The following is a 19,531-nucleotide window of genomic DNA, read 5'->3' on the forward strand; positions in this document are numbered from 1 at the left end:
CGGTTGCTTTGGTACGGTTTTTAAACTTTTATCCCGCGTCAACAATCACATTTAAACCAATTTTATGGAACATAATCTTACGAACACCACGCCCAAACAGAAGCTCCTGATAGTGGAAGATGAAGGGGAAATGTGTTTACTCATCAATTTATTGCTCGACGGGAAAGAGATGGAGATAGAGCATGTACAAACAATTTCCGATGCTGTGGAATATTTTCAACAGCAGCCACCAGCCATTGTATTGCTGGATAACCGGCTCCCGGATGGGTACGGACTGGACTTTATCAGTTATATCAAGGAAAAATATCCGGCCACCAGGATCATCATGATTTCAGGAATGGATGCGGCTGCAAAGGATGTGGCGCTGGCCAATGGTGCAGATCTGTTCCTGGAGAAACCTTTTAATAAAACAATGCTGTACAACTCTATTGAAAAACTGTTGAATTAAAATAACCTCACCCGGCGCTGCTTCATCCCAACACCGGGTGAATAACCCCGCCTACTTTTTGGTAGGCGCTTGTTTTGCATTGTTACTCCTGCTAACTTGGCTGCTTAATTATTATCTTTAGCATAATCAAGCATCCGGTAATGACTTCAGAGAAAAAAATTCCCACACTATACGAATGGGCCGGCGGTATGCCCGTATTTGAAAAGCTGATGAATGCCTTTTACGACAAGGTATTGCAGGATGAATTGTTAGCGCCGGTATTCCGGCATATGTCGCCTGCGCATCAATTGCATGTAGCGCATTTTATTGCGGAAGTTTTCGGCGGACCAAAAATGTATAGTGAAGAAGATGGCTCTCATTTTAAGATGATCCAAAAACACCTCGGAAAACACCTTACAGAGCAGCACCGGAAAAGATGGGTGCAACTGCTGATAGAAACGGCCGACACGCTGAACCTGCCGGATGATCCCGAATTCAGGTCTGCTTTTGTGGCGTATATCGAATGGGGAACACGTATAGCCGTGATCAACTCCAGCGAAACGGAGGTACCCCTGAAGCCGGATGAACCGATGCCTAAGTGGGGATGGGGAGAACCCGGCGGACCTTATATTCCCTAAGGCCGGCCCCTGCCCTTTTCCCAGTCCGTCCTGATTTTTAGCAGGATGACGAGATAAGGGATTTCAATTGCTAACCAGGAGATGTTTGTGACCATTACAATGAGATTCATACCTCCGTAAGCTACGATGATATAGGCCGAGTAACACCATGCCAGCATGGAAACCGAAGTGGCGATCAGGGCTAACAGTACGGCATACTTCTTCTCCAGCAAAATTAAAAGGTTAGGCACAAACCTCATTATGGGAAATAATATAGTACTGCCAATGGAAAAAAGAACGGTGGTGCTGAATTCATCCCATTGGTACGCATCGCGGAATCTTCTGGACACAAAGTAACTGCTCAGCACTGAAAACAGGGATAACACGAGATAGGCCCACGCATATATTTTGAGCGCCAGTGGTGCTATATCGCGACGGCGTACACCTGATTCGTCGGAAAAATCTTTGTCAAAAATGGTGGAAGTCTCGTCGGCCATAGGGATAATTTAAGGACTAATATATAAATTCTTTCACAAAGGTTATACTCCTGCAATAATGATCAGATCCGTGGTAATACTTCCATCAGCGGCGGGGTATTGCTTCCGTTGGAGATCCATTATCTTAAACCCGTTTTCTTCCAAAGCATTTACCAGGTAGTCCGCCTGATGATAGTACATATACAGCTCATCGCCCGCACTGGAGCGCTGAATGCCGGATCTGGCATAATCATCTTCCATCGTGCTGATATAAAACACGCCACCCGGCGCCAGCAAGCGGGCGGTATCCCCGATCATTTTCACGGCCTCTTCCCGGCTGAGATAGGGCAGGCAAAACCCGCACATGATCCCGTCGAATAGTTTGTTTAGCTGGAGGATATCCCTGGCATCCATCAGCAGAAACTCCGCGGGCGGATTATTGCTGCGTGCCAGCTCCAGCATATTGGGCGCCAGGTCAATTCCCAGCACGTGAATGTCCGGCCGCTGCTGCAGCAGGTATCTGGTGATATTGCCGGGACCACAGGCGATTTCCAAAACAGCCGCCTCGTGTTTGGGAATATTGTTGCAGAAAAGATCAAATGAATCGTGGTATAATGCCACGTCCATAAACTTATCCTGGTATTGGACCGCACGTTTATCAAAAACGTTGATGGCCTGCTGTAGCTTGTCCATACCTGAATGTATGAAAATAACAGGCAACTGCCTCAACGAGGGCAATTACGCTGTAAGACCATTGGGATCCATTGTAAGCGCTTCGCTCATGTAATCTAAAAACGGGCGCATGGCTTTAAAGGTGAGGTTTACTTCTTTCAGAAAATCTGCACTCAACACCTCCTTATCAGTAAACTTCCTTACCAGTACAAACTGTTTATGACGCAGCAGGTCGATCGCTTCATGATCCGGGGCAAAACCTTTCGGCGCAGTTTTCAACTGTTCTCCCTCCAGTGTTTTAAAATAGGTTTTGAAAGATTTACTGTTGAGGATCTTTCTCAGCGGTGCCGGATCAAACGCGATTTCTTCCCGGATCCGCTTCAGGTCTTCCGGAACGGGGCCCCAGAATCCGCCTGCAACGAAGCTGTTACCTTCTTCTATATGAAAATAATATCCGCCCCTGCGGAATTTGGTGGCGCGCCGGAAGCTGCCGCTCCAATGAGTTTTATAAGGGGTTTTATCGTTGGAGAAGCGGGTATCCCTGTAAATGCGGAACAGGCTTTTTTTCCCGGAGGGCGTTTCTATCAGGTCATGCACCGAAAGTTCGGCCAGCAGCGCTTCTGCAAATTCTTCTACCAGGCCCAGCTCTTGCTGATAAGTTGTTTTGTGGGTATTAAACCAGTCCCTGTTGTTGTTCTCTTTTAATTTACTTAAAAAATGAAAGCCCGACTGGTGTATGTGTGGTTGTGATGTGTTCTTCTTTGCCATGATGTTCCGTTATTTGTAACAGGTTACAAAAGTAAGTTTTTTCCCTTTGCGGCGACAAACGGAAACAGATAATTGCCTATATTCACAAAGCACATGGCAGCGTGATTGTGTTGCTAATTACGAACCCAAATGAATAAACAGCATCCATGAAAATAGCCACTTATAATGTTAACGGCGTCAACGGGCGTCTTCCGGTATTACTTCGCTGGTTAAAGGAAACGGCGCCTGATGTGGCCTGTTTACAGGAATTAAAAGCACCTCCTGAAAAATTCCCGGAGCAAGCCATCCGCGATGCGGGCTACTCCCCCATCTGGCACGGACAAAAAAGCTGGAACGGCGTAGCCATCCTTTCCCGGATAGGTGAACCCAAAGAAATAAGAAGAGCGCTTCCCGGGGATCCCGAGGATATCCACAGCCGTTATATAGAAGCCGAAATTAATAACATCACCATTGGTTGTCTTTATTTGCCAAATGGCAACCCCGCTCCCGGTCCCAAGTTCGATTATAAGTTAAGCTGGTTCAAACGTCTCACGGCGCATGCCAAAGAGCTGCTGGCGGCCAAAACGCCGGTGGTACTTACGGGCGACTATAACGTAATGCCCACGGAACAGGATGTATACAAGCCGGAACGTTGGGTAGATGATGCCCTCTTCCGCCCCGAAACGCGCGAAGCATTCAGGAACCTGAGAGATCAGGGCTGGACAGATGCCATACGGAAACTATACCCTGATGAAAAGATCTATACCTTCTGGGATTATTTCCGCAATGCATATGGCCGCGATGCAGGCCTGCGTATCGATCACTTTTTACTGAGCCCGCAACTGGATAGCCGTCTCGTTGCCGGTGGTGTGGACCGCCATGTGCGTGGTTGGGAAAAGAGCAGTGATCATGCGCCGGTGTGGATAGAGCTTACGGATGTATGAACATCACCGTTATCCCGCCAAATATTAGTACCTTAAAAGACAAATACCTGTAGACTATGACCACAAAAGAAACTTTCACCCTTCACGGCGAAAACCTGTTAAAAAAGATCAAAGAGCTGATTGCAGAAGGGAATGTACGGAAGATTACCATTACAGATAAAGAAGGAAAAGAACTGATGACTTTCCCGCTGACCATTGGCGTAGTGGGTGCATTACTGGCGCCCGTTTTTGCAGCAGTTGGCGCACTGGCGGCACTGATCGGCGAGTGCAGCATTACCGTGGAAAGAGAGCCCAAAAAAGAATAGCAATTTCACGATTTGATAATATTGCGGTAACACAGTCTTCATACGGAAAGGGCACATTTGCGCCTTAAACGTATCAACCACTATGACTGTAGTACGCTACTTTGCTCCATTAGGATTTGTGTTCCTTTTTGCCTGTCAGAAAAACGACACCCCTCCTGATAACAACAATACGTCTTATCCTGCCAAAGCCACCCTGGCTGGTGCGGTAGTAATGACCACCAACACAGCCGGTGTAAAAGTTTACAATGGCGGTTATGGATCTTCTATTGCAAACGTGCCCGGGCAGCCTGGTTATTTTTACCTGATGACCGACCGCGGCCCGAATGCGGATGGCACCATCAAGGACTCCAAAGTATTTGCCGTACCGGGATTTAATCCGCAGATCGGAAAATTCAAGCTGAATGGCGACTCGCTCGTACTGGTAGAAACCATTCATATCAAGTCTGCTGCAAACGTACCGGTAACGGGGCTTCCCAATCCTGCAGGATCAGGCGGTACCGGGGAAACGGCGTTGGACAAAGATGGTAAAACACTTCCTGTAGATGCAGAAGGCATCGACTGTGAAGGGCTTACGGTAGCAGCTGACGGTACTTTCTGGTTGAGTGACGAATACGGTCCGCACCTGGTGCATCTCGACAGAAGCGGCAAAACACTGGAAAGGATCAATCCTTTTGGTACCGGCACCGGCGGCAGGAAGATCCCTAAAGTATTTGCGATGCGCCGCGCCAACCGTGGCATGGAAGGGCTTACCATCACCCCTGACGGCAAAACACTGGTAGGCATTATGCAGTCGCCCTTATACAATCCTACCAAAGATGCGGTGAAAAACTCCCTGTTTACCCGCATCCTCACCTATGATATCGCCTCCGGTCAAACTAAACAATACCTCTATAAACTGGAGAATAAAAATACCGCTAACAGTGAAATCACCGTAATCAGCAACAATACCTTCCTGGTGTTGGAGCGCGATGGTGAGTTCCCCGGCGATCCGGTTAAACCATCGCTGATTAAAAGGATCTATAAAATCGACCTGTCGGCAGCTACTGATATTTCTGATGCCGGCGACGGTGCAGGCGGGAAGCTGGTGAATGGCAAAACAGTGGAAGTGCTGACCGATGAAGAACTGCAGGCAGCAGGTATCAAAACCGTTTCCAAATCGCTGGTGGTTGACCTGTTGAAAGATATCGCCGGCTACCCGCATGATAAACCGGAAGGTATTGTACTGGTGAACAGCACTACCCTGGCAGTGAGCAACGATGATGACTTTGGCATCGTTCCCCCCGATCCGGTTAACAATACCTATATCCAGAAAATACTGCCGCTTACCGGCAAAACAGATTTTAATACTGTTTATTTTATTAAACTGGCTACTCCGTTGTTTTAACGATACATTACCATAACCTACAACGCCTGCGCCAAGCGCGGGCGTTGTATTTTTATATAAGGCTGTGATCATTATTCGCTTATCTTTCCGGAAAATAAAACAATGTTATTTGCCGGATTGTTAGCTTGTACATGCCAAGTCTTCCGTTAATCATTTAAAAAAAATTTATGAAGATACCTGCAAGATTATCTGTTATCACATTCCTCCTGTTGGTATACGCCTGTGGCAACCCGGGCAAGAAAAAAGGGTTACAACAAGACAGCGATACCAGCAGTACAAAAAAGGAGGTTGCTGTAGACAGCACCGATGTGCTGGAAAATAAAGTACTGTCGTCCAACGAACAGCAGTCATTGACACCGGAAAGAGTGCTTGATATTTTAAAAGAGGGAAATGAGGACTTTGTAAATGACCGCTTAACGATCAGGAATACTTCTTCCAGGGTAAGGGCAGCGGCACTGAGCCAGTTTCCCAAGGCAGTGATCTTGTCTTGCCTGGATTCAAGGGTACCCGTGGAAGATGTTTTTCACAGGGGAATCGGCGATGTGTTTGTGGCGCGTGTGGCGGGGAATATTGTGAATGAAGATATGCTGGGTAGTATTGAATACGGTTGCAAAGTATCCGGCGCAAAGGTAATCCTGGTGTTGGGCCACGAGCATTGCGGCGCGATTAAGTCGGCCATCGATAATGTAAAACTGGGCAATATTACCGCGCTGCTGTCAAAAATACGGCCGGCAGTTACCAGCATTAAGGAGTTTAAGGGAGATATGAACAGCAAAAATGAGTTGTATGTACATGCTGTTTGCGAGCAAAACGTAAGGCTAACGGTAGAGAATATACGTAAAAACAGCCCTATCATTGCAGAAATGGAAAAAAAGAAGCAACTGATCATTACAGGCGGCGTTTACGATATGAACAGCGGAAAGGTTACTTTCTTTTAACAGCTACACTAACAGGCAAGGCTATGCTTACACAAAGGGGATTAACGGCCATTACACTCAACAGGGAAAAGATCACTGCTCCGGGGGAATATCCTTTTAATATACCCGCGTTGAAAAACTTTTCGACCCTGCAGCTGCATCCGAAGGTTACCTACCTTTCCGGTGAAAACGGCATGGGAAAATCCACCCTGATAGAAGCCATTGCGGTGGCCTGCGGTTTTAACCCCGAAGGCGGATCATTGAACTTCACATTTTCCACGCGTGCTTCCCATTCCGTATTACATCAGTATATCCGGGTAGCCAGGGCGGCAATACGGGCAAAGGATGGCTTTTTCCTGCGAGGGGAGAGCTTTTTCAACGTGGGTACCAACATTGAAGAACTGGACCGGGAAGGTATGGGCCGGCGGGTGATTGACAGTTACGGCGGCGTGTCCCTGCACGAGCAATCACACGGGGAGGCGTTCTGGTCTTTGCTGGTGCATCGCTTTTCCGGTAATGGCCTGTACATACTGGATGAGCCGGAAGCCGCGCTTTCCCCTACGCGGCAAATGGCCATGCTCACAAGGATGCACCAGCTGATCGGGCAGCAGTCGCAGTTTATCATTGCCACGCATTCCCCTATTGTAATGGCTTATCCCGATGCCCTTATTTACCAGCTGACAGAAAACGGGATCCAAAAAACCAGTTATACCGCCACAGAAAATTATAAGATCTCTCACCAGTTTATCAATAATTACAAAAACATGGTGAAAATCCTGCTGGAAGATGTTTAATCTTTAAAATCAGGCACCACATAGCTATAGGCGGCATAACGCAGTTCACTCCATGCGTTTTTCCCCGGGAATTTAAGTCCCGGGTATAGTTCCTGTGCTACCGGCATAAATACGATCCTTACCCTGATGCGGCTGCGTCCTTTTGTAAGGGCGGCTGGTATCAACCATTCATCATCGCGGAAGCGGCGGTTACTGGTTTGCACTTCATACACCCTTTTATCCAGTTCCTTTGGCGGATTGCTATGCATGCAGGTATTGGCGCCGGCCAGGTACCAGGTGCCGGCGGACTTCCATTTACGATGGGTGGTGTCTCCGTTGTCGTCTGCGATATATATTGCTGCCTTTTGATTAGGGTGACTGTAATCCAGTGTACGCCGCAGCAGCGCACCAACGTTGGCGGGATCGAGGCGGATGGTGAATTCCGACACGCCGGTGGTATAACGGCCATCTTCTGTGTGTACCGGGTAGATTTCCTTTCTGCCCTGTCCTTTAATGGTAAGCGAATCAACACCCAGTTCGTAACGGGAAACAATGGTTGCTACCGGAGATGCCTGCGGCGAATGATAGCCATGTTGTTGTTCACTGCCCGGATCACCGATATCCAGTTCATCTGTTTTTATCAAAGAAGGGGCGGGCAGTCCATACCAGTAGGTAACGGATTCATAGTGTTCGGTGGAGCGGTTGTCCACACCGTGTTCCAGCTGGATGCGGGCATTACGTCCAAAGGGCATGAGGTCGGCGAGGAGAAAACGGTAAGCCGAGTGGATGAGGTCTTTTTTTTCTTTTGCCTGTTCCTTCCGGGCTACGCCGCAGGGATGCCCCGCAAGGGGAAGCGACATATTCCTCCCGCCCCAGTAATCGCCGCCACCGCCCCACTCTTCCGTACCGGTGCCCTGTGCCTGCGGCGTTTGGCTGTCGTCGAAGAAAAAACGTGGATCCCCTTCCAGCGTGCCGAGATCGCCGCTATGCGTAAAAATAAAAGAGGTGCCAACAAAGTTACCTGACCACTCGGGTTTACCTTCCATTCCACGTGTATCCAGCAACGTTAGATCTTCTCCCAATTCCGGCGATGGGAAATCGCGGTAAGTAGCATGGAAATAGCTGCTGAATGCGGGTCGCAATTGCTGTTGCCGGTAGCGGATCTCATAGTTAATGGAAGTTTCGCCTGGTGTGATACCGGCCAGTTCAAACTTTGCCGCTTTAAAGAACGGCATCGGATAATAGCAGGCCAGCACTACATTCTGCCGGATACTATCATAACGGATATTGATGGGGAAGCCTTTTACAAGGTACTCCCGGGCGCCCGCGTTGTGCAGGGTACCTGCGCCAAAGAACAGGCTGAGTGGTGCATCTATGGAAGGAAGGGATGCATCGTCCCAGGTAACCAGCAGGCGGAGTCTTTCCAGTTTTTCCGCGTCTGCCAGCGGAATAGTGAATTTAAGGGCCCTTACTACCGCCATACCGCGTATATCCGTCAGCGTTACCTTTTCCTGGTTGAGCGCTACCGTTCCCTGGCGGGTTGGTATATGTACCGATGCAATATCCTGCCCTGCTTTACTGAGCAGCGCTACCACGTCTTTATCGGGTGCTTTTTCTATATCCCAGCTGTTGATGCGTTGTGAAAGATTGCGGGGGTTGGCAAACAACTGGTAAATGTAGTACCCTGTGCCATAGTGTGTGCGGGAATACGCGATGCGTAGGGATTGCCGGAATGGAATGGGTGTCCAGATGAGGTCTGCTCCTTTGGTGTCGCCCCAGGTCCAGGCCAGCGGGCGGGGAAACGGCGCAGCCGGGATGAAGGCGCTTGCTTTAATGTTCCGGAGGGCGTTTACAGGATCTTCGGTAGCGGTTTCCTTTACGGTATGTTCCTGTCCGTCTGTAGTGAAATGCCAGGGACTTCCGTGCCAGTGGTTGGTACGAAAAAAATAAAGTATACCCGTTCCCGTTACATCCAATGTAACATTATCCGTTTCGCCGTTCATAAAAAGATAGTGGCTGGCGTCGGCCGCTTCATTGCTGCCGGAGCGGTCGTAGGTGCTTCTCATATAAGTTCGCATTCCGAACCGTTGGGAAGGCCATTTGTCCCACATCCGGTATGCATCGGCGCCGGCAGGTATCACGGGGAGGCGCTGGGCCTGAAGCGGCAGCACGGATTTACAGAGGACAAGCACCAGCAGGCAGGTATACCGTAAATACGTTGTCACGCATGATTTCAGCGGGTGTATGTGTTTTGCAACTATCATAAATTGTATTAGCTTCATTATATAATTCCGTTGTATGAAACCGATTCTGCGTAAGGTTGACACCGGCCATAACTATTCGTTCAGCATCCGGGAAGACATCTACCCTTACCTTTATAATCACTGGCATTACCACCCGGAAATTGAACTTACGCTGATCCGCAAGGGCAGTGGTATGCGGCTGGTGGGCGACAGTATGGAAAGATTTGAAGATGGCGACCTGGTGCTGCTGGGCAGTGAACTTCCGCACATGTGGCGGAGCGATGCCATTTACTTCCAGGATCAACCCGGGTTGCAGATAGAAGCCATTGCCATACATTTCGGGGACCACTTCTGGGGCGCCGGTTTCCTGGACCTGCCGGAACTGACAGCAATAAAAGAACTGCTTGCAAAAGCCAGGCACGGCATCCGGATACACGGCGTTACCCGTGAACTGATCAGCCGGGAAATGGAGAACATCCTCAAAGCCGGGCAGGTACAAAGGATCACCTCCCTGCTCAACATACTGGACACCATCGCCGGTTCAAAAGACTGTACCCTGCTGTCGAGCATCGGTTTCGCCAGTTCCTACAATATCATCAACACCGATAACATCAACAAGATCTATCATTATACCTTCAATAATTTCCGTAACAAAATTACCCTCAAAGAAGTGGCTGCGGCGGCCAATGTAAGCCCCAATTCGTTTTGCCGGTATTTCAAATCCAGGACACTGAAAACGTACTGGCAGTTTTTAATGGAAGTACGCATTGGCTATGCCTGTAAACTGCTAATAGAAAACAACCTGCCCATGTCGCAGGTAGGCTATACGTGTGGATTCAACAACCTCTCCAATTTCAACCGGCAGTTCAAACTGCTCACACACAAAACGCCGCTGCAATACCAGAAGGTATACGTGCAGGCCAAAACGGGCTAGTTTTTTCCATAACGCTTTACGCGCAGGGCAGCCTGTGCTTTATGTCCTGCAAATCCTTCCAATTCACACAGCCGCATGGCATATTCGCCAATCATAGCGCTGGCCTCCGGCGTACAACGCTGATAGGTACAATTTTTCAGGAACTTACCTACCCATAGTCCGCCGGTATACTTTGCCGCTTTACGGGTGGGCAGTGTATGATTGGTGCCAATCACTTTGTCGCCGTAAGCTACATTGGTTTCAGGACCGAGGAACAAGGCGCCGTAGTTGGTCATTTTTTCCAGGAATACGCCGGGGTTGCGGGTGAGCACTTCCACGTGTTCACTGGCCAGTTCATCTGCTACAGCGATGGCTTCCGCCTCGTCTTTTACCAATATCACGGCACCATTATTTTCCCAGGCCACCCTGGCGATGTCCGCAGTGGAAAGAAAGGCGAGCTGTCTTTCTATCTCCACCAGGGTTTCACGGGCCAGCTGTTCAGAAGTGGTGATGAGCACACCGGGAGAGGTGGGGCCATGTTCTGCCTGCCCTAATAAATCGCAGGCCACCATTTCAGCATCGGCGGTTTCATCTGCAATCACCAGTATTTCCGTGGGACCGGCAAACAGATCAATGCCCACCCTGCCATAGAGTTGCCGTTTGGCTTCTGCTACATAGGCATTTCCCGGCCCTACAATCATGTCCACCGGGGTAATGGACCCAGTGCCTATTGCCATGGCGCACAGCGCAGGCACGCCGCCTAAAATGTAGATTTCATCGGCTCCTGCGAGGTGCATGGCACAAACAGTGGCTTCCGGCACCTGGCCGTTGATCGGTGGCGTGCAGGCGATGACCCGTTTTACACCGGCTACTTTTGCGGTGAGGATACTCATGTGCGAAGAGGCCACCATCGGGTATCTCCCACCGGGGATATAACACCCTACGCTGTTGACCGGGATATTTTTATGCCCCAGGAAGATGCCCGGCAGTGTTTCTATTTCGATATCGTGGATGGAAGCGCGTTGCTGCTCCGCAAAAAAACGGATCTGCTGTTGCGCAAACCGGATATCGCGGATCACCTGGTCTGGTGTGCGCGCCATAATTTCCCGGATAGCTTCGGCCGATAACAGGAAGGCTGCCGGCGACCAGCGATCCAGGGAAGCGGAATACTTCACCACGGCAGCGTCGCCGTGCTGTTCTATCTCACTGATCATTTTCTCCACCGTCTCCTTTACCTGTGCATCAGTGGCTTTTAATGCCGCTTCACTCTTTCCTTCTTTTAAAAAAACAGCCATAATAGTTATTCCCCTGAGGGCTTTTTGAGTTTATAATAAGGATTCAGGGCTTCTCCAAAATCGGGAGTGCCATCGGCGCGCCAGGTAAACGGCTGGATACGCGGACTCCGTGCGCCGCCGCAGCCCTGGCCTGCATGAGGATTTGCATGATAAATGATCCAGTCTTCTTTCCCGTCTTTCGATTTAAAGAAGCCATTGTGACCGGGACCAAACACACTGTTGGCAATGCTCTTCGTAAACACCGGCTGGCTGGCTTTGGTCCAGTGTGCAGGATTGAGCGGGTCACCGTCTTTTTTCAGGCGCAGCAGACCGAGTGCATAATCATCGGTACCGCAACTGCTGGCAGAGTAGATCAGTATGAGCTGTCCATCGGGGCCCTTCAGTATTTCAGGTCCTTCATTTACCGGCGAACCGTGTTTTTCCCAGTCATAATCCGGCATGGAAATCTGTACCCTGCCTGTTTTGAGGGTCCAGGGGTTTTCCATTTCGGCGATGTAGATACGTTGTGTGATGTCTTTCCCGGAGATCTGACCACTCCAGATAAAATAGTTTTTGTTGTTGTAAGTCAGCACCGTACCATCGATAGCAAAAAAGTCCGCCTGCGGATCGCCTATTTTTCCTTTGTCTTTCCAAACACCCTCCAATGGTTCCGTAGCCTCATTTTCCAGCACAAACAAACGTTGCGTAGCCAGGTCGGATGTAGCGCCGGCTGTATAATACAGATACCATTTGCCCTGTAGGCGATGCAGTTCCGGCGCCCAGATATTTCTTGAATTAGCGCCGGTGGCAGGAGGCGTCCATACCACTTTGGGAATGGCATTTCTCAACTCCGACATGGCGGCGGTTTTACGGATGGTAATATTTCCGCCATTGGTACAAAGGAAGTAATAAGCATTGCCGTTTTTATACACCCAGGGATCCGCACCGCCGTCCAGCAGCGGATTGGAGAAGGTGGTATCCGCAGGCGCCGGCGGCGGCGCCACGGTGGAGTCTTTTGCTTTGCCTGTACAAGACATGCTAAAAAACAGCAGTAATAACCAGGATATATTTTTCATGTAGTAAGAGGTATGATGATGAAATAGTTAGTTCCATAACTTCGGATCCTTGCCCCTGTTTTTCCGCCACTCATTGCGCCAGCGGTGGATATCGTATGAGTTGATTGCGGGCATGGGCCTGCGGGCTTTGGCATCCGGGATGTCCGGCACCGGCAACGCTTCCTTTGTATACCAATAGGCCACACTGGCAAGATCGAGTGTCATCTCGTTGTTATGACCATGTTCGATGGTAAACTTCAGCGACTTATTAAAATAGATAGGATCGGTGATGTGAAAACGATAGAGATGCGTGCGGCCAAGTGTGCCGATATCGTTGTTCACCCTTGCATACCCGAAATATGGATGCGTATATAATACTTTGGGACCCCAGGCAGTATTAAAGTAATCTTCCGTACCGGTACCATTGAGGGATGGTATTGTTTCTCCATCTATAAAAATCATATCATCCCCTTCTCCATACCATAAAGGTGTAGGCGATTGCACATAGTAATTTATGCCGACGAAATGCCCTTCGCCTTTGATATCTGCTATTACATAATTATTGCGGCCATCGGTATTTTGTCCTTCGGGTCCAAAGATCCAATGCTCATTTTCTATGCTATCCTGCGATCCCATGAGCTGTTTGTTGTACCAGGCATGAAAGCGGCCGGTATTGGCGGGCAGTTTGGGCATTTCCACATAGTCCACGCAAAAATAAAAAGGTTGTATTTCCGTGCCAGACTGGTTCTCTATTTCTATTCTTGCCCCGTTGGAAAAAGGCATCGAAAAATAGCTCACCAGGCTGGTGCCGTCCATAGGGGCAGCGGCCAGCGGCAACGATGTAAAAGGGTAAGATTCGTTCCAGCCTTGTCCGAAAAAGGGACCGATGGGCGATATCACGGAAGGATATGGTTTCCCGTCCCAATACATGCGGATGATCACATCGTTGCGGCTCAGTTTATCCGGGGCGGGCCACATCGTGATCCAGATATGGTTAATAATGCCGGCGCCCTTGATATCCACGAGGGTTCTTTTACCGCCGTTTTCAATGTGTTGCAGGTTGTCGTTCGGACCACCGGCCTTGTCGTAACTGCTGATCCGTTTTGTGGTAACGTGCTCTTTAATGAGTGTGAGACCGGCGAGGTCCTGCGCCTGTAAACCAGCGAATGATATCATGAGTAATAAAAAGACAAAATGTTTCATGCGGATAAATTTATTTTGTTGGCACCTCCCAGTGATCGGTGCGGAAAGGCGCTACGGGCAAACCGTTTTTACTGAACAGGTTACCGATAGCAGTGTTACTGAAAGCGTAGCGCACAGCCACGGGTTGTTTCACTTTATTGTTCCACACCATCAGTGTGTTTTTTTTTACTATAGCCCTGGCGGGGTGAAACTGCCGGTCGTTTCCTGCAATAAATAACTCCGTCAGGCTATCCCCCCTTATTGATAGTTCCTCTTGCACATTTTCAAAGGAGATGATCACTTTATCTTTCTTTATCATCATCTCTTTAAACAAAGGATTTTTGTAGATAAATCCCCGGCGGCGATAAGTTTCGCCCAGCGCCCAGTCGGCCAGCCGGTAGCCTACATCATGCTTATTAGCCGGATGCACATCGTATACGTTGCCGGTAATATCGGTGGTGACGACCATGCCGGTATTAGGATGTTGCATACTTTGTTGTTGCGCTTCCCTGAGCAGTGCGCCGGTATTTTTTTCGCGGTAATTGAACGGGGCTATCTGCACAAAATAAAAGGGCAGCAACTGCTGCCATGCATTACGCCATGCATCTATCATGGAAGTAAATAAAAGGCGGTAAGTGGCGGCGGTGCCGGTATTATTTTCTCCCTGGTACCAGATAACGCCGGCAATGGCATAGCGTGTAACCGGCGCCAGCATGGCATTCCAGGCCACACCCGGCAAATGCGGGCACATGCCGTTGGGCAATATATGCGCAGCCGCCTCTTTTAACACCGGGTTGTTGCCTACAATGCTGTCCGGTGTCCATACTTCCGCAGCGGTACCGCCCCAGCTGGCATCTATGAGCCCGATGGGCACCTTTAACTGCTCATTTAATTTTCTCCCAAAGAAATAGCCGACAGCGCTGAAAGTATTCAGTGCGGCGCTGTCGCACGCCACCCATTGCGCGGTCAGGTGATCCTGTGGATGTGCGGCGGTGGCTTTGGCTATTTTAAAGAACCGGATGTTGTTGTTACCAGCAGCCGGCTGAATGGCTTTGATGTCTTTCAGTCCCCAGTTTCCGCACATTTCCATATTACTTTGCCCGGAACAGACCCATACTTCACCCAACAGGATATTTTGCAGCGTGATGGTATTATTTCCTTTCAGCGTAATGGTAAAAGGGCCACCTGCCGCCGGCGTGGTAATAGTCGCTACCCAGGCGGCATCGCCGGCTGTGGTAACAGTGTATACCTGCTGATCCCATGAGGTGGTAATGGAGATGCGTTCACCCGGATCGGCCCAGCCCCATAACTTTACGGGGCTTTGCTGTTGCAGCACCATGTTACTGCTGAGCACCTCCGGTAAACGGATGTTTGCCCGGCAGGATAATGCACAACCGGTGAGGCACCACAACAGCAAAGATATTTTCATCTTCATACAACTATTTAAGCATGGTATTGATCAATGATTTTGCGGGTTCGCTGATCGCTGACTTTTGCGTTACTTCCCAGTAACTCTGCTGTTGTTCTATCAGGATTTGTGAGGTGACGATCCAGCTTTGTATCCAGCCGCTCAGCGTACACCAGGCGCCCCAGCCTGCATCTGAATTGGAGGCCCAGTAGTCCCACCGCCCGTAGTCGAATGCACGGAACCAGGCGCCATCGAGATCTTTATGTTTACTGCTTTGCACCTGTATACGGGTAAGATAGGCCGACAATTTTCCGGCGGCTTCCTGGTACTTTTTATTGCCTGTTGCGCGCGCGGCTTCATTCAAACTAAACAATGCGAAATTGCAGGTGTACAACTGACAGGATACCTTCTCCCCGTTTTTAAAAATGAGGGAGCCTTCATCGGAACCGTAGGCAGAATTGGTGTTCAGCGGGTTGAACATTCCTTTCCCTTTTACGCCCAGCTCTTCCCTGATAGCGCCGCTTTCATCCTGGTACTTCATGATTTCGGTCACCATTTTGTCGAGCCACTGCCGGTGTTCCGGCGTATCTTCCACTCTTACCAGCCAGGCTAGAGGAAGGATCATGCGTGCGCGTTGTGTTTGCATGCTGCTGCCCCAGCGCCAGTTGCCGGGATAACTTTCCATGGTCACGCGGATCGCATTTTTTGTTTTGGTCAGCAGCGGTTCGTACTTCGTTTTGTTATAAAGCCACAGGTACAGCGCCCACATCCACGATTCAAAATGCGGGGACGGATGTACGAAGGAACGGTTGCTGTAAAACTGCCAGCCGTTTTTAATGATATCTTTTTCTTCCAGCCGTTCGCCGCGGAAGCCATCTTTGCCCGTGGTTCTGAAGTTAGCCAGTATGGCGGCAGCCATTTCCTGGTCCCACTGGTGGGTATTCATGTAAGCGGAGGCGCCGATAATGCCGAGGATGGCCCTTGAATTATCATCTCCGTAAAAGGTGGTGGGGTTAGGCGTTGCCCAGCCTATGAGGCCGTAGGCGGGACTGTTGGGATCGCGCTTAGGCCCGGCCCTCATATTGGAGGTTTTCAACGTATAGTTAATAAGATTTACGGCGTTCTGCTGATAGCTTTTAATATTCAGCAACCTGCCTGCGGCAGAAAGGGCCATGCTTACTTCTCCCTGCACATCTGCGCGCATCCAGTAGCGGTATTGCTGGGTACCATCGTAATTGATGGTGGAGGTATGTCCTTCCATGATACCGAGCGAGCCGTCGCCATCGGGCTTGTCGGCGCTTATTGGCGGGCCTGTTGGCATTTCACGGGAGTTGTATTCTTCCCATTCTTTTTGCCAGGCCGGATGCACAAAGAAGCGGCCATGAAAGAACCAGGCGGTTCCCTTCCGGATGGCGTTGAGCCTTGCGCTGGCGGGTAATGGCGCATTGCGGCCATACATGGGCTTTACATCCATGGGCCAGTGCTTTATGGCGAGGTGTGGGTTGCCGGTCATACGGGCAAGGATATACGTCCACACCTGTTTCATGGAAGCCGCGGGACCGTATCGTCCGCGCTCGAAGTTACTCAGTGCAGTGGTGGCAATAAAAGCGCCGTCCTGTTTGAACAGCAGCGGATATGATTTGGTACTGTCCAGGCCATATTCTGCTTTGTCGAATCCCACTACTTTGGCCAGTACAATCAACGGATCCTTGGCACTCACCGGCAGGATATAACAGTTATGGATACCCAGTATGCTCATGGGCTGTAATGGCGCGCCGAAATCGCCGGTAGTTACCACGCCGCGTTCCAGCCTCGTTTCCAGCGGTTTTGCAGGGATATCGAGGCCCGGGAATGCAGCGGGGTATTCAACATATAGCTGCAGGTGTTTTTGTTTGGCGGCAGCCAGCAACGCTTCTGTGATACGCTTTTCCGGGTCAATTACCGGGTAGGTATCTGATACGATGAATACCGCTGCGCCATCGGTAGCAGCAGTAATGGCAACAGCGGGAGTGCTGAACTGTTTCAGTTTATATCCTTCCTGTGTTAAAAGGAGATAGAGACCGTTTTTATTGCTGCCGCAGAACAACAGCGTTTTATCTTTCGCATATACCTGTATGCAGCTGTACAACAGGCATACCAGGGCACTCAGCAGTATTTTCTTTTTCATGTGTTGCTTTTTAACTGATTCAGCAGGCGGAGGGCGGTGGCCTGTAATATAGCAGCGGCCCCGGTTTCCAGGAATGACCACTTACCGGGTCCGGCTTCATATCCTCCTTCAGCGAATCCTTTTATGTCGGGAATATAGCCAATGGTATTTTCGGCATATGCCGCCACGAGTGTATGCGGAAATGGAGACGCGCTTTCTATTTCCAATGCGGTAGTGGTGAATGGTTCACCCGGGAGAAAGACGATGGCCAGCTCTCCGATGGCGATCACATTTACCCTGGCGTGCGCATCTTCTTTGTTGATGACGACAGCAGCACGTATTCCAAAAGTGATTTCATCATGTGCGAACAATAGCCTATTGCCTTCCAGCGATTCGCGGCCGGTATCCTGTTGCACCACTGCGGCCAGTGCGGCGCCATGTTGCTTTGCAGTGGCGGGCCCGCCGGATACGGTAGGCGGATTGATATCGCCGGCGGCGCCATTGATAAACATCACCATGCCATTATTGCCGGTGGCTTCCAGCGCGTTGCAGAGCTCCCCCGGGAAATCGGGCGATACATGCGGCAGGCACATTTCATGCACAGGGTGACAAACCGCATGTACCACTGTTGCGATGATCCCGTTCGCCCCGGTAAACCGGAGCGTATGTACGCGACGGTCTGCCGGTTCGCGGCGCATCAGGTCCGGTGTAACAGGCTGCATGGAATCGGACATCACGATGCCCTGCGGCGTGGGTATGCGGCGTTGCAGCGAGAATCCTTCCAGCATGCCGCTACTGATGCTGATGGTACATGCACGCGCGTCTTTCAGCGCTGTATGAATAGCATTACGTATTTGCTGCTGTACTTCGTGTAGCCATGCACGGTACACCGGTGTTAAATACAGTTGTGATAAGGCTACCGATTCCGGTGCATTGTGTGTATGCGTGCAGGTTATAATAATGTGCTCCGGCAATATTTCATCCGACAATCCCTGCTTGAATGCTTTCCACCCGCCGGTAGCGGTATCGCTTAACCCTAACAGGTCCAGCGATACCAGTGCGACGGTAGTGGTTGTGGTGGTGAGCGCCAGCACCCTGGCTTTCAGCGGCAACCGCACTGCCGTAAACGGATCGTAACGCCCTTCTACCGAAGAGGTAAGCAATCCGGCTTCCAGCGGCGGGGTGATATCAGCTACAGCTGTTCCTGCGCGTAATATGGAACGGTTCATCAATTACTTGTTTGTTTCTTTACCCATTGCAATGATTGCTGCCAGAAGGCATCATATCCTTCCCATAATTCAAAGTTGATTCCCCAGTGCGGAGCGGGATCAGACATGTAGGTCAACACCCTGCCTTTTCCATAGCTGCCGGCCACCACCAGCGGGTGACCGGTTTCTTTTACACGCACCAGCACTTCCCCGGTACCAACGGCACTTACTTCATTGTAACCAAATATGGGCGGAAACGTATGCCATGGCAAGCCTTTCACCGCGGGATGATCAGGCGCTAATACCTCCGCGGTAAACCCTGCGGAGGACTCTACCAGGTCTTCAGTAACGAGGCATTTCACGGGCAACGCATCCGTAAGTGTACACCTGCCCCACCCTGATTTGCCCTGCACACCGCTGAACGACAACCATCCGCCGAGCATCATCAGTCCGCCGCCATCATTGATCCATTCTTTAATAAGGGTAAGCCTGTCGGGGAATGTAACCACTTTATTTTCCCGCCGGGAGCGGTCGAAAAAGCTGGGGTAAAGATGGAAACATTTTGCTTCCACATCGCTGATAATGAGACTTACAGATTCCTCCAGGAAGGCTTCCAGCTTACCTGGCGCAAGGCGGTACAGCTCCCAGTTGGCAAGCGTGGTAACATCCGCCACATGTTCCAGTGCTGCTGTTAAGCGCTCGCCATAGAAATGCAGATCTGCGTCTTTTGTTTCTGTGCCAAACGGCGTTTCTATAAACGTAGGGCCCAGGTGAAATACCCAATCGCCCAGGTATAGTACGTGTTCTTCTTTTGTCCTGACTTCTTTTCTAACAGACATA

At 50.1% G+C, this 19,531-nt stretch carries 19 protein-coding genes; 8 read left to right on the plus strand and 11 right to left on the minus strand.

What is annotated here, in order from left to right; genetic code table 11:
* Positions 1-64: 64 nt before the first annotated feature.
* Together AB6805_RS01345 and AB6805_RS01350 are read left to right on the plus strand one after the other, a co-directional pair.
* Positions 65-448 (plus strand): response regulator, encoded by a 384-nt coding sequence (locus AB6805_RS01345; RefSeq protein ID WP_370907665.1) that lies wholly within the window; start codon positions 65-67, stop codon positions 446-448.
* Positions 449-588: 140 nt separating this feature from the next.
* Complete coding sequence (locus tag AB6805_RS01350) at positions 589-1,065, plus strand: group II truncated hemoglobin (RefSeq protein ID WP_370907666.1); 477 nt, start codon at positions 589-591, stop codon at positions 1,063-1,065.
* Here AB6805_RS01350 and AB6805_RS01355 read toward each other — a convergent pair.
* The 3 genes from AB6805_RS01355 to AB6805_RS01365 are packed head-to-tail and all read right to left on the minus strand — an operon-like array spanning position 1,062 to position 2,960.
* Positions 1,062-1,541 carry a hypothetical protein gene (locus AB6805_RS01355; protein ID WP_370907667.1) on the minus strand — a complete coding sequence of 160 codons (480 nt, stop codon included), beginning with the start codon at positions 1,539-1,541 and terminating at the stop codon, positions 1,062-1,064. The genes AB6805_RS01350 and AB6805_RS01355 overlap by 4 nt on opposite strands.
* A 42-nt stretch (positions 1,542-1,583) precedes the next feature.
* Entirely contained in the window at positions 1,584-2,213 is a 630-nt protein-coding gene (locus tag AB6805_RS01360) for a trans-aconitate 2-methyltransferase (protein ID WP_370907668.1), read from the minus strand.
* A gap of 45 nt (positions 2,214-2,258) precedes the next feature.
* Positions 2,259-2,960 carry a DUF2461 domain-containing protein gene (locus AB6805_RS01365; protein ID WP_370907669.1) on the minus strand — a complete coding sequence of 234 codons (702 nt, stop codon included), beginning with the start codon at positions 2,958-2,960 and terminating at the stop codon, positions 2,259-2,261.
* 146 nt (positions 2,961-3,106) lie between these two features.
* On the opposite strand from AB6805_RS01365, the gene xth reads away from it, so the two are divergent.
* From xth to AB6805_RS01390, 5 genes are all read left to right on the plus strand, one after another.
* The gene (gene xth, locus AB6805_RS01370; protein ID WP_370907670.1) at positions 3,107-3,883 is read left to right on the plus strand and encodes an exodeoxyribonuclease III; all 777 of its coding nucleotides are present in this window, start codon (positions 3,107-3,109) and stop codon (positions 3,881-3,883) included.
* A 56-nt stretch (positions 3,884-3,939) separates the two neighbouring features.
* Positions 3,940-4,188, plus strand: coding sequence for a DUF4342 domain-containing protein (locus AB6805_RS01375; protein WP_370907671.1), 249 nt, complete (start codon positions 3,940-3,942; stop codon positions 4,186-4,188).
* Positions 4,189-4,270: 82 nt separating this feature from the next.
* Complete coding sequence (locus AB6805_RS01380) at positions 4,271-5,572, plus strand: esterase-like activity of phytase family protein (protein WP_370907672.1); 1,302 nt, start codon at positions 4,271-4,273, stop codon at positions 5,570-5,572.
* Positions 5,573-5,739: 167 nt separating this feature from the next.
* The gene (locus AB6805_RS01385) at positions 5,740-6,510 is read left to right on the plus strand and encodes a carbonic anhydrase family protein (protein WP_370907673.1); all 771 of its coding nucleotides are present in this window, start codon (positions 5,740-5,742) and stop codon (positions 6,508-6,510) included.
* A gap of 23 nt (positions 6,511-6,533) precedes the next feature.
* Positions 6,534-7,283 carry an AAA family ATPase gene (locus AB6805_RS01390; protein WP_370907674.1) on the plus strand — a complete coding sequence of 250 codons (750 nt, stop codon included), beginning with the start codon at positions 6,534-6,536 and terminating at the stop codon, positions 7,281-7,283.
* Here AB6805_RS01390 and AB6805_RS01395 read toward each other — a convergent pair.
* A complete protein-coding gene (locus AB6805_RS01395; protein WP_370907675.1) occupies positions 7,280-9,526 on the minus strand; it encodes a DUF2961 domain-containing protein in 2,247 nt (748 codons plus the stop codon). The genes AB6805_RS01390 and AB6805_RS01395 overlap by 4 nt on opposite strands.
* 34 nt (positions 9,527-9,560) lie before the next feature.
* On the opposite strand from AB6805_RS01395, the gene AB6805_RS01400 reads away from it, so the two are divergent.
* Complete coding sequence (locus tag AB6805_RS01400; protein ID WP_370907676.1) at positions 9,561-10,439, plus strand: AraC family transcriptional regulator; 879 nt, start codon at positions 9,561-9,563, stop codon at positions 10,437-10,439.
* Here the strand turns inward: AB6805_RS01400 and hisD are convergent.
* Genes hisD through AB6805_RS01435 form a run of 7 tightly spaced genes read right to left on the minus strand, consistent with a single transcriptional unit; the run spans position 10,436 to position 19,530 of the window.
* Entirely contained in the window at positions 10,436-11,713 is a 1,278-nt protein-coding gene (hisD, locus tag AB6805_RS01405; protein WP_370907677.1) for a histidinol dehydrogenase, read from the minus strand. The genes AB6805_RS01400 and hisD overlap by 4 nt on opposite strands.
* A 5-nt stretch (positions 11,714-11,718) precedes the next feature.
* Positions 11,719-12,768 carry a family 43 glycosylhydrolase gene (locus tag AB6805_RS01410; protein WP_370907678.1) on the minus strand — a complete coding sequence of 350 codons (1,050 nt, stop codon included), beginning with the start codon at positions 12,766-12,768 and terminating at the stop codon, positions 11,719-11,721.
* 27 nt (positions 12,769-12,795) lie between these two features.
* On the minus strand, positions 12,796-13,950 hold the full coding sequence (locus AB6805_RS01415; protein WP_370907679.1) for a glycoside hydrolase family 172 protein: 1,155 nt from the start codon (positions 13,948-13,950) through the stop codon (positions 12,796-12,798).
* Between the two features lie 10 nt (positions 13,951-13,960).
* Positions 13,961-15,364 carry a sialate O-acetylesterase gene (locus AB6805_RS01420; RefSeq protein WP_370907680.1) on the minus strand — a complete coding sequence of 468 codons (1,404 nt, stop codon included), beginning with the start codon at positions 15,362-15,364 and terminating at the stop codon, positions 13,961-13,963.
* A 4-nt stretch (positions 15,365-15,368) separates the two neighbouring features.
* Positions 15,369-17,504 carry a hypothetical protein gene (locus tag AB6805_RS01425; RefSeq protein WP_370907681.1) on the minus strand — a complete coding sequence of 712 codons (2,136 nt, stop codon included), beginning with the start codon at positions 17,502-17,504 and terminating at the stop codon, positions 15,369-15,371.
* Positions 17,501-18,712: a hypothetical protein gene (locus AB6805_RS01430; RefSeq protein ID WP_370907682.1), complete on the minus strand. Its 1,212-nt coding sequence runs from the start codon at positions 18,710-18,712 to the stop codon at positions 17,501-17,503. The genes AB6805_RS01425 and AB6805_RS01430 overlap by 4 nt, the downstream gene beginning before the upstream one ends.
* Complete coding sequence (locus AB6805_RS01435) at positions 18,712-19,530, minus strand: glutamine amidotransferase (RefSeq protein ID WP_370907683.1); 819 nt, start codon at positions 19,528-19,530, stop codon at positions 18,712-18,714. The genes AB6805_RS01430 and AB6805_RS01435 overlap by 1 nt, the downstream gene beginning before the upstream one ends.
* Position 19,531 lies beyond the last annotated feature (1 nt).

The organism is Chitinophaga sp. RCC_12 (genome assembly GCF_041360695.1).
GTDB lineage: Bacteria > Bacteroidota > Bacteroidia > Chitinophagales > Chitinophagaceae > Chitinophaga.